Origin of the sequence: Buchnera aphidicola BCc (assembly GCF_000090965.1) — a bacterium.
Taxonomy (GTDB): Bacteria; Pseudomonadota; Gammaproteobacteria; order Enterobacterales; family Enterobacteriaceae; genus Buchnera_F; species Buchnera_F aphidicola_F.
The window spans coordinates 119,848-135,298 of sequence record NC_008513.1; the positions used below are offsets into that span (position 1 = coordinate 119,848).

Consider the following 15,451-nt stretch of genomic DNA (forward strand, 5'->3'; position numbering starts at 1 on the left):
TACATAAATTTATGAATATGAAAAATATATTTCTTGGTTTTTTAAGTCAAATTCGTAGTATATTAATGATTTTTAGCAACATTTTTTCTTTTCGTGAAACTCGTTTATATCCTGATGAACCTTTAAATTTATCATTAAGATATCGTGGTCGCATTATTTTAACTCGTAATTCAAATGGTTCCGAACGTTGTGTTGCATGCAATCTTTGTTCCGCGGTATGCCCGGTAAATTGTATTTCATTAAAAAAATCAGAAGAAAAGAATGGTCGTTGGTATGCTAAATCTTTTCAAATAAATTTGTCTAGATGTATTTTTTGTGGATTATGTGAGGAAGCTTGTCCAACTATGGCGATACAATTGACTCCTGATATAGAATTAAGTGAATTTAAAAGAAAAGAATTGTTATATAAAAAAAAAAATTTACTATTTTCTGGTCCGGGAAAATTTTCAAAATATGATTTTTATTCTATTTCAGGGGTTAATACAACGTATGATTTAAAAAAAAATCTTTCAAAAAAAATATCAAATTGTGTTGATGTAACTGATTTATTACCATAATTAAGGATAATTTTTCATGGCAATCTCTTTTTGGTTATTTTCATTTTTAGCAGTTTTTTTTTCTATTTTAATAATGATTAGTATAAATTTAATTTATTCTTTAATATATTTAATATTATTAATATTTTCTATTGCTAGTATTTTTTGTGTATTAGGTCTTTCATTTATAGGTGTATTAGAGGTTATTATTTATGCTGGAGCGATTACGGTTTTGTTTATTTTAATAGCAATTTTAATGCGACCTAAAAGATTTAGTAGGAATTTTTTTTTTAATAATTTAAAAAATTTTTTTTATTTTTCTTCTCTTTTTTTTACTATATTAATTTTTTTTATATTTTTTATACAAATTAATAGTAATAAAGATAAATTTTTCTTTTATAAAAAATTTTTAATTCAAGATATTTGTTTATGTTTATTTAATAAATATTTGTTTTTAATAGAATTTTCTTCATTATTATTATTATCTTCTGTATTATTAGTTTGTTTTTTTTTAAGAAAATAATTTTTATATAATATTTAATAGGATAATATACAATTATGTTGTCATTAAATTATGGATTTACCATATCAATTATTTTATTTTTTATAGGTATTATTTCTTTATTAATACATAAAAATTTAATATTTATATTAGTTAGTTTAGAAGTATTAATAAATTCGATTATATTAGGATTTATATTAATAGGAAAATATTGGAAACAAATTGATTGTTGCGTTTTATATATTTTCATTGTTACCATAGCTACAGTAGAAGTTAGTGTAATGCTAGCAATTTTTTTAAGAATATATCAACGTTATCATACATTAGATATATATAAATTAAGAGAGATTTCTAAATGAATTTAATTTTTTATATTGTTTTATTTCCATTATTAAGTTTTTTTTTATTGTTTTTTTTTCAGAATTTTTTTTCAAAAAAAAATATTTCAATGATTTGTATTTTTTCTCTTATAGTTTCGTTTGTTTTTTATTTATATGTTTTTTATAATTATTATAAAAATAATGTTTTTAAAGTTTTTTTTATTTCAGTATGTAATTGGATTACTTTAAATAATTATAATATTAAATTAAAATTCTTAATAGATATTTTTTCTTTAACTATGTTAGGAATATTACAATTAATAAGTTTATGTGTTTTTATTTTTTCATTATGGTATATGAAAAAATCTCAAGAATATAAAAAATATTTTTTATATATGAATCTATTTGTTTTTTTTATGATGATATTTTTATTAACTTCAAATTTTTTAAGTATGTTTTTTGTTTGGGAATTAGTCGGACTTTGTTCTTATTTATTAATTGGTTTTTATTATAAAAAAAAAAAAAATGGATATGCAGCTATTAAATCATTTTTAATGACTAGAATAAGTGATTTATTTTTTTTGATTGCTATTTTTTTAATTTTTTTAAAATTTAATACACTAGATTTTTTTGTATTAAAATATTATTTAAAAGAAATTATTTTTTTAAATAATTATACTAATGATTTGTTTTGGATTACTTTTTTTTTAACAATTGCAGTAATAGGTAAATCAGCACAAGTTCCTCTTCATACTTGGTTAACAGGAGCTATGGTAGGTCCAACTCCAGCTTCAGCATTAATTCATGCAGCTACTATGGTAACTATGGGTATTTATTTAATTATTCGTGTAAATTTTTTATTTTTTTCTTGCATAGAAATAATGAAATTATTTCTTATAATAGGTAGTATTACAATTTTAATATCAAGTATTTCAGCTATTTATGAAAAAAATATTAAATGTATTTTAGCATATTCTACTATGAGTCAAATTGGTTATATGTTATTAGCATTAGGAACAAAAAATATTTTTGGTGCTTTTTTTCATTTAATTATTCATGCATTTTTTAAATCTTTATTATTTTTATCTGCTGGATCTATTATAAAGTATACAAATAATGAATTTAATATTTTTAAGATGGGTTGTAGATATCAAGAAGTACCTTTTTTATATATCTTATTTTTAATATGTTGTTTTTCTTTAATGTCTTTTCCTTTAATTACTTCGGGTTATTATAGTAAAAAAAACATTTTATTTTATATTTATAATCAAAAAAATTATTTAGTTTTATTCATGTTTTTTTTAGGAGTATTTTTTACATCAATATATTCTATGAGAATGATATTTGTTATTTTTCATAATATTAATAAAAAAAAATATTTATATATAAAAAAAAATTTTTTTTATAATTTTTCTTTATTTGTATTGTTTTTAGGATGTACTCCACTTACTTGGTATTTATTTTATAATATTTTTTCTAAGTATTTTATTTTATCTAACCATATTTGTGCTGAATCTTTATATATTGAATATATTTCTTTTTGTTGTTCGTTATTAGGATTAATCTATTCATATTTTATGTATTATAAAAAAGATTTTTCTTCAAAGAATAATTTCTTTAAAAGTATTTTTTATCCAATATATATTTTAATAAATAATTCTTGGTATTTTGATATTTTTTATTTTTATATTTTTATTCAATCATACTGTAATATATCTCAATATATAAATAATAAAAATTTTTTTTATATAGAAAATTTCTTTTTAAATAAAAAAAAATTTTTTAAAAAAAAAATATTTAAAATTAATATTGTTGATATTGTATATCATATTAGATGGTATATTTTTTGTTTATTTTCAGTTTTATTAATTATTTTTATAAATATAAATTATTATTATTAATATTTTATTAATTATATTTAATAAGGATTATATATTATATGATATTACTTATATTAGTTTTAATACCTATTTTTGGTGCGATATTATCATGTTTAATGTTTTTTATAGACAAAAAATTTCCTCGTTATATAGCTAGTATTACTATGATTATTTGCCTATCGATTTCATTGTTTTTTTGCTGGTATTTTTATAATAATTTAGATAAAAGTTTTGTAATTTCGTCATTTTTTTTTTATTTTTCACAAAATGTGGTTTTCTAAATATGGAATTTCTATCTATTTAGGTTAGATAGATTATCATTATTAATGATTGTTTTAACTTCTATATTTGGTCTATTTTCAGTTTTTTGTGAATGGCATTCTAAACAAAAAAATTCTGGAATTTTTTATTCTTTTTTATTATTAATAATTTCAGGTATGTTTGGAATTTTTTTATCTTTAGATTTATTTTTATTTTTTTTATTCTGGGAAATGATTTTAATTCCATTATATTTTTTAATTGTTTTCTGGGGAAATATTAATAAAAATAAAAAAAATAATATTTTTATTGCTCATAAATTTTTTATATATTCTCAATTATCAGGATGTATGTTATTATTTTTTATTATTAATTTAGTTTGCTGTCATTATAATTATTCAAAAATTTGGACATTTGATTATTTTCTTTTAAAAAATACTCCTGTTTCTTTATTTACAGAATTTTTTTTGATGTTTTTTTTATTATTGTCTTTTATTATAAAAATTCCATTAATTCCATTTCACAGTTGGTTACCTGATGTTCAAGAATGTTTACCTACTACTAATTCTATTGATTTAATTGGAATTTTATTAAAACCAGCAATATATGGAATATTAAGATTTAATTTAATTTTTTTTCCTCATTCATCTTATTTATTTTCTCGTTTTTTTATGATATTCGGTTTATTATCTACATTATATGGTTCAATAATGGCTTTTTCTCAAAAAAATATAAAAAAATTTATTGCTTATTCTTCTATTTCAAGCATGGGTATTATTTTTTCCTCTATATATAGTTTTAATTTTTTTTCACATCAAGGTATTATTTTATACTTATTTTCTTATTGTATTTCTACTGCAGCATTATTAATAATTATTGGAAAAATTTTTAGTCATATTTATACACAAAAAATTTTTAAAATGGGAGGATTATGGAATTATATGAGATTTATCCCATCATTTTTTTTGTTTTTTATTTTTTCAAATTTAAATATTCCTATGTCAGGAAATTTTGGTGGTGAATTTATGATGTTATTTGGAATTTTTTCATCATTTCCTTTTTTAGGTTATTTTTTTATTTTGAATTTATTTTTTTCTTCTATTTATTCATTAGTAACGATACAGAAAGTATGTTATGGTTTAAATAATAATTTTTTTATTAAACATGAATTAAGTTTTTTTGATTTTTTTATCTTGTTTTTTTTAGTTTTTATGATTTTTTTTCTAGGTTTATATCCTAGTTTAATTTTAAATTTTTCTTTTAATATTCAAAAAAATATATTTCAACATTATATATTTATAAAATAATTAGGTAATAAAAATATGATTAGATTATTTAATGATATTATTCCTATTTTTCCTATTTTAATGTTAATTTTTTCAATTATAATTCTGTTTTTTATTCTTAATAATAAGAATAAGGTAAAATCTGGTTGTATTGTTACTACAATAAGTATTTTTTTTTCAATAATATATATTTTATATATAAAAAGGTTTTTTTTTAATTATTCTTCAGATTTAATTCGAATTGATCAATATTCTTTTTATTTTATGATTTTATTATTAATTTCTAGTTTTTTTACATGTATATTTTCATATTCTTGGTTATTACTAGAAGATAACTATTCGATTGAATTTTATTTTTTTGTTTTATTATCTACAATAGGTGGTATGTTAATAATTATATCCAATCATTTTCTTTCTTTATTTTTAGGAATAGAGTTATTATTTCTTCCAATTTTAGGAATATTAAATTTTTTTTCTAATTCAAGAAAAAATTTGTTTTCTATTGTAAATTATATGATTTTATCTGTTTTTTCATCAGCTTTATTATTATTAGGTGTTTCTTTTATATATTTTGTTTCTGGAAGATTATCATTTTCTTTTTTTCCTTTAATATTTATGTATTATCCGTCAATTATTTTGAATAGTATGATGATATTTGGTATATGTATGATATTATTATCTCTTTTTTTTAAATTATCACTTTTTCCTTTACATACTTGGTCTCCAAATATTTATCAGTATTCTAATCCTTGCTCTCTTATTTTTTTTTCAACTGCTGTTAAAATTTCTATTTTTTCTTTTTTATTACGTTTTTTAAATTTTTTTCCTTATATTTATAAAATAAAATCTATATATTATATTATATATCTTATATCTATGTTTTCTGTTTTTTTTGGAAATATTATTGGAATTATACAAAATAATGTACAAAGATTGATTGGATATTTATCTATTTCTAATATTGGATTCTTATTAATTATTATAATTACTCAATCATATTCATTTGTTTTTTTAAATAAATTATTTATAATTTATTTATTTATTTATATATTTGGATTAATTGGTTTTTTTAGTATTAAAAGTATTATTGATATAAATTTTATTGAACGAAAAAATAATTTATTAAAAGAAAACTCTTTAATTGGTTTGTTTTGGTATAATCCTATATTAGGCATTTTAATGTCTATAATTTTGTTATCTTTATCAGGTTTTCCTATTACCTTAGGTTTTTGGGGAAAATTTTTTATTTTTAAACATTTAATTCAAAAAAAATTTTTTATAACAACTTTATTAATTATGTTAAGTAATATAGTTGGTATGCAAAATTATTTATATATTATTAGAAGTTTATATATCAAACCTATTAAATTTTCGAATACGAGTTTAGTAAATAATTTATATATTTCAATATTACAAAAATTTTTACTAATTAGTATCGGTTTTTTATTTGTAATATTAGGATTTTTTCCATATATTTTTTAAATATTTATTAAATTTTAAAATTATCTTTATAATATAATGTTGGAATATTTTCCAACATTTATTATTTAACATTTTGAAATGATGTTATTATAACAATAAATTAAACATCTCAGAAATAGATTCTTCGTTATTAATTCTTCTAATTGCTTCAGCTAATATTTTGGAAACTGATATTATATATATTTTTTTAAGATTTTGAATCTTATTTGATAAAGGAATAGTATCACAAATGATAATATTATCAATATATGATTTTTTAAGATTTTTTTCTGCCTGTCCTGAAAAAATTGGATGTGTAGCATATGCAAAAATTCGATTTGCTCCATTTTTTTTAAGTGCTTTTGCTGCATTATATAAAGTAGTTCCTGTATCAATAATATCATCTATTAGAATACAATCTCGGTTTTTTACTTTTCCAATAATATTCATAACTTGAGATTTATTTGCACTAGGTCGACGTTTATCAATAATTGCTATTTCTGAATCAAATAATAATTTTGCTATTTCTCTTGTTCTAATAATTCCTCCAATATCTGGAGATACAAAAATAGGATTAAAAAATTTATATTCTAATAAATTTTTTAATAATATTGTACTACTAGAAATATTATCTATAGGAATATTAAAAAAACCTTGAATTTGTTCAGAATGTAAATCAATAGTTAAAATACGATTTACTCCTACATTTGATAAAAAGTCAGCAATTACTTTAGCTGTAATTGGTACTCTTGATGATCGTATTCTTCTATCTTGTCTAGCATAACCAAAATATGGAATTACCGCAGTAATTCTTCCTGCAGATGCTCTTCTAAGTGCATCTATCATGATAATTAATTCCATAAAATTATCATTTGTTGGAGAACAAGTAGATTGAATTAAAAATACATCAGATCCTCTAATGTTTTCATTAATTTGTACACTAATTTCACCATCACTAAATTTGCTAACTGTTGCATTCCCTAAATCAATTTTTAATTGATTAGCAATTTTTTTCGCTAAAGTTAATACAGAATTTCCAGAGAATAACTTAATTTTTTCCATTTTTACCTTTTAATAAAATATATGAGATTAATTTATTAAGATATATTTTATTATATAGAAAATATAAATATTTCAAATAATTTTATAAAAAAAGTTTTTTAATAATTTAAATAAAAGAAAAACTTTTTTTTTATATATTTAATATTTTATTAAAAAATAAATTTTTATGTATATTTTTAATAGTTTATTTTTTTTTTTATTTTTTGATTATAATATAATTTAATGAATTTTAAATAATATTTTAAAGTAATAAATAGGTTTATTTTTATGAAAAAATCAATAGTTAATAAGTTAAAATCTTTAAAAAAGAGATATATTCAATTAGAAAAATTATTGTCTAATAATTATTCAAAATTTGATAAGAGAGAATTTTCTAAACTTTCTAAAGAAAAAGCAAATTTATATGATTTATATAAAGAATTTATGTCTTGGTTATCTATTAAATCTGAGATTAAAGATATTCAGTTATTATTAAATGATTTAGATCTTTCTACTTTAGCTCAGGAAGAATTATTAATTGCTTTAAAAAGAAAGAAAGAAATAGAGAAGAAAATTAAAATGTTATTAATTCCTATTGATCCTTATGATAAAAATAGTTGTTTTATTGAAATTCGAGCAGCAACTGGTGGACATGAAGCAGCTATTTTTTCTGGAGATTTATGTAAAATGTATATGAAATACGCTGATTTCAAATCTTGGAAAGTAGATATTATTAATATGCATGAAGGTGAAAAAGGTGGATATAAAGAAATTATTTTAAAAGTAATTGGAATTGGTGCTTGTGGAAGATTAAAATTTGAATCTGGTGGTCATAGAGTACAGCGTGTTCCTCAAACAGAATCTCAAGGTCGTGTACATACTTCAGCATGTACAGTCGCAATTATGCCAGAAGTTCCTAAATCAAAAAGAATTATTTTAAATACTTCTGATTTAAAAATTGATACTTTTCGTTCATCTGGAGCTGGTGGTCAACATGTTAATACAACAGATTCAGCAGTGCGAATTACACATTTACCAACAGGTTGTGTAGTAGAATGTCAAGATGAAAGATCACAGCATAAAAATAAAGAAAAAGCTTTATCAGTATTATCAGCAAAGATTTATTCTAAAATGAATGCAGAAAAAAAATTAAAAAATTCTTTAATGAGAAAAAGTTTACTTGGAACTGGAGAAAGATCTGATAGAAATAGAACATATAATTTTTCACAAAATAGAGTTACTGATCATCGTATTAATTTAACTATATATCGTTTAAATGAAGTTTTGTTAGGAAAATTAGATTTATTAATTGAACCATTATTACAAGAGCATCAAGCAGATTTATTATCAATAATAGATTAAAATAATAGTGATATATAAAACAATGAATATTATAACTTGGTTATCATATGCTAGAAAAAAATTATCTAATAGTTTAACAGCTAAATTAGATTCTGAAGTATTATTATGTTTTGTATTAAAAATTTCAAAAAAAGATTTATTTTATAAAAATAAGAAAAAAATAAAAATAAAATATTTATTAATTTTAAATAATTTTTTATTTCGTAGAGTTTTAGGAGAACCTATAGCATATATTATAAAAAAAAAAGAATTTTGGTCATTATCTTTATTTGTTTCTTCTTATGTATTAATTCCCAGACCAGAAACAGAAATTTTAGTAGAACAAGTGTTATTGAAAGTTTCTTCTACTAAAAATTCTATTTTAGAATTAGGTACCGGAAGTGGCGCTATATCTTTAGCATTAGCTTCTGAAAATTCTCAATTAAAAATAATTGGAACAGATATTAGCTTATATGCATTATTAATAGCTAAATATAATGCTGATAAATTAAATTTAAATAATGTTAAGTTTATTTATAGTAATTGGTTTCAAAATATACCAATAAAAAAATTTCATATTATTGTATGTAATCCACCTTATTTGTCAAGAAAAGATTTTAAAAATTCTTGTTCTAACATTTCTTTTGAACCGTATTCAGCATTAGTTTCTGGAAACAGTGGAATTGAATGTATTGAATATATTATAAAAAATTCGTTTCAATATTTTGTTTCTTCAGGATGGTTGTATATTGAACATTGTTACAAGCAAACTAAATTAGTACATAATATTTTTAAAAACAATTTTTTTATTAACATTGTATCTGTAAAAGATTATTCTAATAGAAATAGAATTACTTATGGTTATTTAAATAAATAAGAATAATGTTATTTATATTAATTTTTTAAGGATTATTTATGATGGATTTAAAAGATATTGTTTCATCTGATTTACCATTATTTGAAATTTTTATAAAGATAATGGAAAAAATTCGTTTTGATTTTTTAGGAGAAAAAATAATTAGTTTATGTAAAAAAAAAATACAAGAATTTTCATTAATTATTTCTAATAAATTATCTAAAATAGATCAATTAAAAAAATTGTTGTTTTTATTTTATAAACAATGGAATTTTGGTATTTTAAATAAAAAATATAAATTATCTAATATGTTATGGTTAGATAAAGTTTTTATTCATAAAATAGGATGTTCTTTTTCTTTAGGGATTATTTTAATGTATATTGCTAATCAATTAAAATTATTTATGTTACCAATAATTTTTCCTACTCAATTAATTTTGAAATTTGTTGATTTAGAAAAGAAAATTTTTTATATTAATCCTACAAATGGAGAATTTTTAAATAAAAATATTTTGAAGAAATGGTTACAAGGTAATATTAGTCCGATGTCTAAATTAGATAAAAAAGATTTGTATGAAGCTAATTCTTTAGAAATTATAAAAAAAGTTTTAGACTTATTAAAAATTTCTTTAATTGAAGAAAAAAATATAGAATTAGCTTTAAATGTTAGTAATATTTTATTAAAATTAAAGCCTAAAGATCCTTATGAAATAAGAGATAGAGGATTAATTTTTTCTCAATTAAATTGTTTTCATATAGCTATTCCAGATTTAATATATTTTGTTGAACAATGTCCTGAAGATCCTATTAGTGATATTATTAAAATGCAAATTCATACAATTAAACAAAAAAAAATTGTTTTTCATTAATATTTATTAATATGATTTTATTTTAAAATATTAATATAATATTTATTATAAATTTTATTTACTATTTTTCTACTTCCTTCTATATTTTTAGAGATATTTATGAAAAAAAAATTGATTTTAGTATTAAATTGTGGAAGTTCTTCAGTAAAATTTTCTATCATTGATGTAATTGAAGGAGTTTTATATATTTCAGGAATTGCAAATACTATAAATAATGTATCTTTTTTAAAGATTTATGATATTAAAAAAAAAATAAAAATTGTAAAAAAAAATATATCTACTGATTCATATAAAAAATTAATATTATTAATTTGTGATCTTTTGTTTATTCACTTTAATAAATATTTAAAATTAATTATAGGTATTGGTCATAGAATTGTACATGGAGGAAAAGACATAAAAAAATCTATGATTATTAATAAAAAAATTTTATTAAAAATTAAAAAATCAGCTATTTTTGCACCTCTTCATAATCCATATCATTTAATTGCAATAAAAATAATTTTAAATAAATTTGTAAAGTTAAAAAATAGAAATGTTGCTGTGTTTGATACTTCTTTTCATCAAACAATGCCTAAAAAATCTTTTTTATATGGTATTCCATATTCTTTTTATAAAAAATATTCTATCCGTAAATATGGTGCTCATGGAATTAATCACTTTTATATAACACACGAATGTTCTTTATTTTTAAAAAAATCTACTAATAATTTAAATATTATTAGTTGTCATTTAGGTAGTGGTTCTTCTATTACTGCTATAGTAAATGGTAAATCTATTGATACTTCTATGGGTCTAACTCCTTTAGAAGGATTAGTAATGGGAACAAGATGTGGTGACATTGATCCGTATATCATAATATATATGATTAAAAAATTAAATTTTTCAATAACTCAAATACAAAAAATATTAACTAAAAGTTCTGGAGTATTAGGAATTAGTAGTATAACAAGTGATTTCAGAGAATTAGAAAAAAAATATTATAGCCATAAAAAAGCAAAATTAGCAATTGATATTTTTTGTCGTCGAGTATCAAAGTATATTGCTGGATATTCATCATTAATGCCTAAAGGAAAATTAGATGCTATTGTATTTACTGGTGGTATTGGAGAAAATTCTAGTTTTATTCGAAAAAAAATCATAAAAAATTTATCTATTATAGGATTTTTTTTAGATATTGAAAAAAATTTAATTAAAACAGGAAATAATAATAGATTTATACATACTATAAATAGTAAACCTATATTAGTAATACCAGCAGATGAAAATAAAATTATCGCTAAAGAAACATATAATATTTTAATAAAAAATAATTTTTAATTTTATTAATATATAAATATTTAATAATTATAGTAAAAATTTTTTTACACAAAATTATTTATACTAATTTAACTTTATGAAACTACTTTTATGAAAAAATATTCAGAAAATTTTAAATTATTTTTACAAGAAAAAGCACGTTCATGTGTAAAAACAATTATTTTTCCAGAAGGAAATAATTTAAAAATTATTAAATCTGCATTAATTTGTAGTAAATTAAAAATATCTAAATGTATTTTATTAGGAATATATAAAGATATTCAAGAATTAATGAAAAAAAATAATTTATCTTTAAATGAAGATATAGAAATTATTAATCCTAATAAGATTCGTCATAATTATTCTTATGATTTATTTCAATTAAGAAAAAATAAGGATATAGATAGTGAACTTACTGCTTTAAATTTATTAAAAAATAATATAATTTTATCTCTTATGATGTTACATAATGGAGATGTAGATGGTGTTATAGCAGGAATAACTTGTCCTACAGCAGCAGTAATTAGACCTACATTTCAAATAATTCAAAATAATTCTATAAATTCTTTTGTTTCTTCTGTTTTTTTTATGTTATTTTCTAATAAAATATTAGTTTATGGAGATTGTGCTATTAATCGATATCCAAATTCTAAAATGTTAGCTGAAATCGCTATTCAATCTGCAAATACAGCTAAATCTATAGGAATATTACCTAAAATTGCAATGTTATCATATTCTACTGGAAATTCGGGATTTGGAAAATCAGTTAATAGAATTAATAATGCTATAAAAATTGTGAAAAAAAAACAACCAAATTTTTTAATAGATGGTCCGCTACAATATGATGCTGCTGTTTCTAAGAAAGTAGCAAAAATAAAATTATCTAATTCAGTAGTTTCAGGTCGAGCAAATGTATTAATTTTTCCAGATTTAAATGCTGGTAATATTACTTATAAAGCTGTTCAAAGATCTTCTAACGTCATTTCTATCGGACCTATTTTGCAAGGTTTGAATAAACCAGTAAATGATTTATCAAGAGGTGCATCAATTGATGATATTGTATATACTACAGCCATGACTGTTATTCAGTCTTTATAAGTAATACATATATTTACTTTTATAATATAAAAGTAAATATTTTTTAAAAATATTTAAAATTCATAAAATTTCTATAATAAATGATTTTTTATTTAATATAGTTATTTTATGATATAATAGGTTTATTAGATAATTTTTGTAATCCTACTACTTTTTCTTTTTTAATCGTTCTTATTAAAATAACACCTTGTGTATTTCTTTTTAATATTGCAATTTCAGACACTCTAGTTCGTACTAATGTACCCGCGTTTGTAATGATCATAATTTGATCATTCTGTTTTACTTGAATGGCTCCAATTACAACACCATTTTTTTGTGTTACCCTTATAGAGAGAACACCTTTAGTTGCACGTGATTTAATAGGAAATTGGTTAATATTAGTTCTTTTTCCATATCCATTTGCAGTAACTATTAAAATATCATCTTTTTTATTTGGTACTAATAATGAAACTAATCGATCATTATTTGTAATTTTCATTCCTCGAATTCCAGATGCAGTTCGGCCCATTTTTCGTATTGTTTTTTCAGAAAACTGAACAACTTTTCCTTTTGAAGTAAACATACAGATATTATTGTTTCCAGTAGTTAATGAAACACCTATTAGTTTATCATTTTTTCTTAAATTAATAGCAATAATACCTGAATTTCTTGGTTTTTTAAATTGTATTAATGATGTTTTTTTAACGAATCCTAAAGCTGTAGCCATAAAAATATTTATAGAAGATTTATATTTTGAAATAGGTAAAATTGTAGTAATTCTTTCTTTTGATGTTAAAGGTAATAAATTAACTATTGGTTTTCCACGTGCATTTCGACTAGTTTCAGGTAATTGGTATACTTTCATCCAATATAGTAGTCCTCTACTAGAAAAACACAATATTGTATCATGAGAATTAGCAACTAACAAATTCGTTATATAGTCTTCTTCTTTTGTTTTTGCAGCTGATTTTCCTCTTCCCCCTCTTTTTTGTGCATTATAATCAGATATAGGTTGATATTTAACATATCCTGAATATGATAAGGTAACTACTACTGTTTCTTTTACAATCATATCTTCTATATTAATTTCTGACATTTTACTAATTATTTTTGTTTTTCTGGTATCAGAAAATTTTTTTTTTATTTCATTTAATTCTTTTTCAATTTTTTTTTCTAGAATATTTTTATTTGATAATATTTTTTTTAGTTTAATTGTTTTTTTAATTAATTTGTTGTATTCAAGATTAATTTTTTTTTTTTCTAATGAAGTTAGTTTATTTAATTTTATATTTAATATTGCTAATGATTGTTTATTACTAAAATAAAAATATTTTTTATTTTTTTTTGAACTATTATTTTCTTTTTTCCAATTGATTTTTTTTAATTTTTTTTTAGCAATAGTATGATTTTCTGAATTTTTTATTAAATGAATTATAGTATTAATATTATTTAGCGCAATAGCAAATCCTTCTAAAAGATGCATTTTTTTATTTGATTTTTTTAATTTAAATAAACATTTTCTTTTAATTATTTTTTTTCTATGTTTTATAAATTCTTTTAGAATTTTTTTTAAATTCATTGTTTTTGGTTTGCCAGATGATAATGCAACCATATTAATTCCAAAAGATGTTTGTAAAGATGTCAGAGTATATAATTGGTTTAGAATTATTTGACTAATAAAATCTTTTTTTATATCAATAACAATTCTCATACCATCTTTATCTGATTCATCACGAATGTTTGTTATTCCATTAATTTTTTTTTCTTTTACTAAAATTGCAATTTTTTCAATTAATTTAGATTTATTTACTTGATATGGTAATTCATAAATAATTAGTGATTCTTTTTTATTTTTTTTATTAATTTCTATATTATATTTTGATCTTACTATTATTTTCCCCTTTCCAGTTTTATAGGCTTCTTTAATTCCATTTTTTCCATAAATAATTCCAGATGTTGGAAAATCTGGTCCAGGTATATATAGCATAAGTTCTTTTAAAGAAATAGAAGGATTATAAAGATATGCAATACATCCATTTATTACTTCTTTTAAATTATGTGGTGGTATATTAGTAGCCATACCAACTGCAATTCCTGAAGAACCATTAATAAGTAAATTAGGAATTTTTGTAGGTAAAATTTCTGGTATTTTTTCAGTTCCATCATAATTTAAGACAAAATCAATTGTATTTTTTTCTAATTCACTTAACATTTCATGAGCAATTCTAGACATACGGATTTCTGTATATCTCATAGCAGCAGCTGGATCTCCATCAATTGATCCAAAGTTTCCTTGTCCATCAATTAAAGTATATCTTAAAGAAAATTTCTGAGCCATTCTAACAATAGAATCATATACTGCAGAGTCACCATGTGGATGATATTTACCAATTACATCACCTACAATTCGAGCGGATTTTTTATATGGTTTATTCCATTCATTATTTAATATATACATAGCAAAAAGTATTCTTCTATGTACTGGTTTTAAACCATCGCGTACATCAGGTAAAGCTCGGCCAATTATTACAGACATAGCATAATCAAGATAAGATCTTTTTAACTCTTCTTCAATATTGACCTGTTTGATTTCTTTTGCAATGTCTTTCATTAATTTTAATCTCAATAAAATGATTTTTATTTAAAATTTATAATTATAATATAAATAATAATATGATAATTTAGTTTTTAATTTGTTATTAATTAATTGTATTTTTTTAAAGTT

13 protein-coding genes are annotated in these 15,451 nt (G+C 20.1%); 11 read left to right on the forward strand and 2 right to left on the reverse strand.

The window, feature by feature from the left end; genetic code table 11:
- Positions 1-11 precede the first annotated feature (11 nt).
- The 6 genes from nuoI to BCC_RS00595 all read left to right on the forward strand — a co-directional run bounded on the left by nuoI (position 12) and on the right by BCC_RS00595 (position 6,264).
- On the forward strand, positions 12-557 hold the full coding sequence (gene nuoI, locus BCC_RS00570; protein ID WP_011672500.1) for an NADH-quinone oxidoreductase subunit NuoI: 546 nt from the start codon (positions 12-14) through the stop codon (positions 555-557).
- Between the two features lie 16 nt (positions 558-573).
- Complete coding sequence (locus tag BCC_RS00575) at positions 574-1,059, forward strand: NADH-quinone oxidoreductase subunit J (protein WP_011672501.1); 486 nt, start codon at positions 574-576, stop codon at positions 1,057-1,059.
- Positions 1,060-1,094: 35 nt separating this feature from the next.
- Positions 1,095-1,397 (forward strand): NADH-quinone oxidoreductase subunit NuoK, encoded by a 303-nt coding sequence (gene nuoK / locus BCC_RS00580; protein WP_011672502.1) that lies wholly within the window; start codon positions 1,095-1,097, stop codon positions 1,395-1,397.
- On the forward strand, positions 1,394-3,259 hold the full coding sequence (locus tag BCC_RS00585) for an NADH-quinone oxidoreductase subunit L (RefSeq protein WP_011672503.1): 1,866 nt from the start codon (positions 1,394-1,396) through the stop codon (positions 3,257-3,259). The genes nuoK and BCC_RS00585 overlap by 4 nt, the downstream gene beginning before the upstream one ends.
- A 260-nt stretch (positions 3,260-3,519) precedes the next feature.
- Entirely contained in the window at positions 3,520-4,803 is a 1,284-nt protein-coding gene (locus BCC_RS00590; RefSeq protein ID WP_268869293.1) for a complex I subunit 4 family protein, read from the forward strand.
- A gap of 15 nt (positions 4,804-4,818) precedes the next feature.
- Entirely contained in the window at positions 4,819-6,264 is a 1,446-nt protein-coding gene (locus BCC_RS00595; RefSeq protein ID WP_011672505.1) for an NADH-quinone oxidoreductase subunit N, read from the forward strand.
- Positions 6,265-6,351: 87 nt separating this feature from the next.
- On the opposite strand, the gene BCC_RS00600 is transcribed toward BCC_RS00595, so the two are convergent.
- A complete protein-coding gene (locus BCC_RS00600) occupies positions 6,352-7,296 on the reverse strand; it encodes a ribose-phosphate pyrophosphokinase (protein WP_328283811.1) in 945 nt (314 codons plus the stop codon).
- A 276-nt stretch (positions 7,297-7,572) separates the two neighbouring features.
- Here BCC_RS00600 and prfA point away from each other — a divergent pair, with 276 nt between their 5' ends.
- The 5 genes from prfA (at position 7,573) to pta (ending at position 12,747) form a co-directional block, all read left to right on the forward strand.
- Positions 7,573-8,646, forward strand: a complete 1,074-nt coding sequence (gene prfA / locus BCC_RS00605) for a peptide chain release factor 1 (protein WP_011672507.1) — start codon at positions 7,573-7,575, stop codon at positions 8,644-8,646.
- Between the two features lie 22 nt (positions 8,647-8,668).
- The gene (gene prmC / locus BCC_RS00610) at positions 8,669-9,502 is read left to right on the forward strand and encodes a peptide chain release factor N(5)-glutamine methyltransferase (protein ID WP_011672508.1); all 834 of its coding nucleotides are present in this window, start codon (positions 8,669-8,671) and stop codon (positions 9,500-9,502) included.
- A 38-nt stretch (positions 9,503-9,540) separates the two neighbouring features.
- Complete coding sequence (locus BCC_RS00615; RefSeq protein ID WP_011672509.1) at positions 9,541-10,350, forward strand: tetratricopeptide repeat protein; 810 nt, start codon at positions 9,541-9,543, stop codon at positions 10,348-10,350.
- Positions 10,351-10,449: 99 nt separating this feature from the next.
- Positions 10,450-11,670 carry an acetate/propionate family kinase gene (locus BCC_RS00620; protein ID WP_011672510.1) on the forward strand — a complete coding sequence of 407 codons (1,221 nt, stop codon included), beginning with the start codon at positions 10,450-10,452 and terminating at the stop codon, positions 11,668-11,670.
- A gap of 90 nt (positions 11,671-11,760) precedes the next feature.
- Positions 11,761-12,747 (forward strand): phosphate acetyltransferase, encoded by a 987-nt coding sequence (gene pta, locus BCC_RS00625; RefSeq protein WP_011672511.1) that lies wholly within the window; start codon positions 11,761-11,763, stop codon positions 12,745-12,747.
- Between the two features lie 106 nt (positions 12,748-12,853).
- Here the strand turns inward: pta and gyrA are convergent, their stop codons facing one another.
- The gene (gene gyrA, locus BCC_RS00630; RefSeq protein WP_011672512.1) at positions 12,854-15,337 is read right to left on the reverse strand and encodes a DNA gyrase subunit A; all 2,484 of its coding nucleotides are present in this window, start codon (positions 15,335-15,337) and stop codon (positions 12,854-12,856) included.
- Positions 15,338-15,451 lie beyond the last annotated feature (114 nt).

Coding starts and splice junctions, on each gene's coding strand:
- nuoK (WP_011672502.1), top strand. CDS start 1,095: ATGTTGTCATTAAATTATGGATTTACCATATCAATTATTTTATTTTTT.
- prmC (WP_011672508.1), top strand. CDS start 8,669: ATGAATATTATAACTTGGTTATCATATGCTAGAAAAAAATTATCTAAT.
- gyrA (WP_011672512.1), bottom strand. CDS start 15,337: ATGAAAGACATTGCAAAAGAAATCAAACAGGTCAATATTGAAGAAGAG.
- prfA (WP_011672507.1), top strand. CDS start 7,573: ATGAAAAAATCAATAGTTAATAAGTTAAAATCTTTAAAAAAGAGATAT.
- BCC_RS00615 (WP_011672509.1), top strand. CDS start 9,541: ATGATGGATTTAAAAGATATTGTTTCATCTGATTTACCATTATTTGAA.
- BCC_RS00620 (WP_011672510.1), top strand. CDS start 10,450: ATGAAAAAAAAATTGATTTTAGTATTAAATTGTGGAAGTTCTTCAGTA.
- pta (WP_011672511.1), top strand. CDS start 11,761: ATGAAAAAATATTCAGAAAATTTTAAATTATTTTTACAAGAAAAAGCA.
- BCC_RS00575 (WP_011672501.1), top strand. CDS start 574: ATGGCAATCTCTTTTTGGTTATTTTCATTTTTAGCAGTTTTTTTTTCT.
- BCC_RS00585 (WP_011672503.1), top strand. CDS start 1,394: ATGAATTTAATTTTTTATATTGTTTTATTTCCATTATTAAGTTTTTTT.
- BCC_RS00595 (WP_011672505.1), top strand. CDS start 4,819: ATGATTAGATTATTTAATGATATTATTCCTATTTTTCCTATTTTAATG.
- nuoI (WP_011672500.1), top strand. CDS start 12: ATGAATATGAAAAATATATTTCTTGGTTTTTTAAGTCAAATTCGTAGT.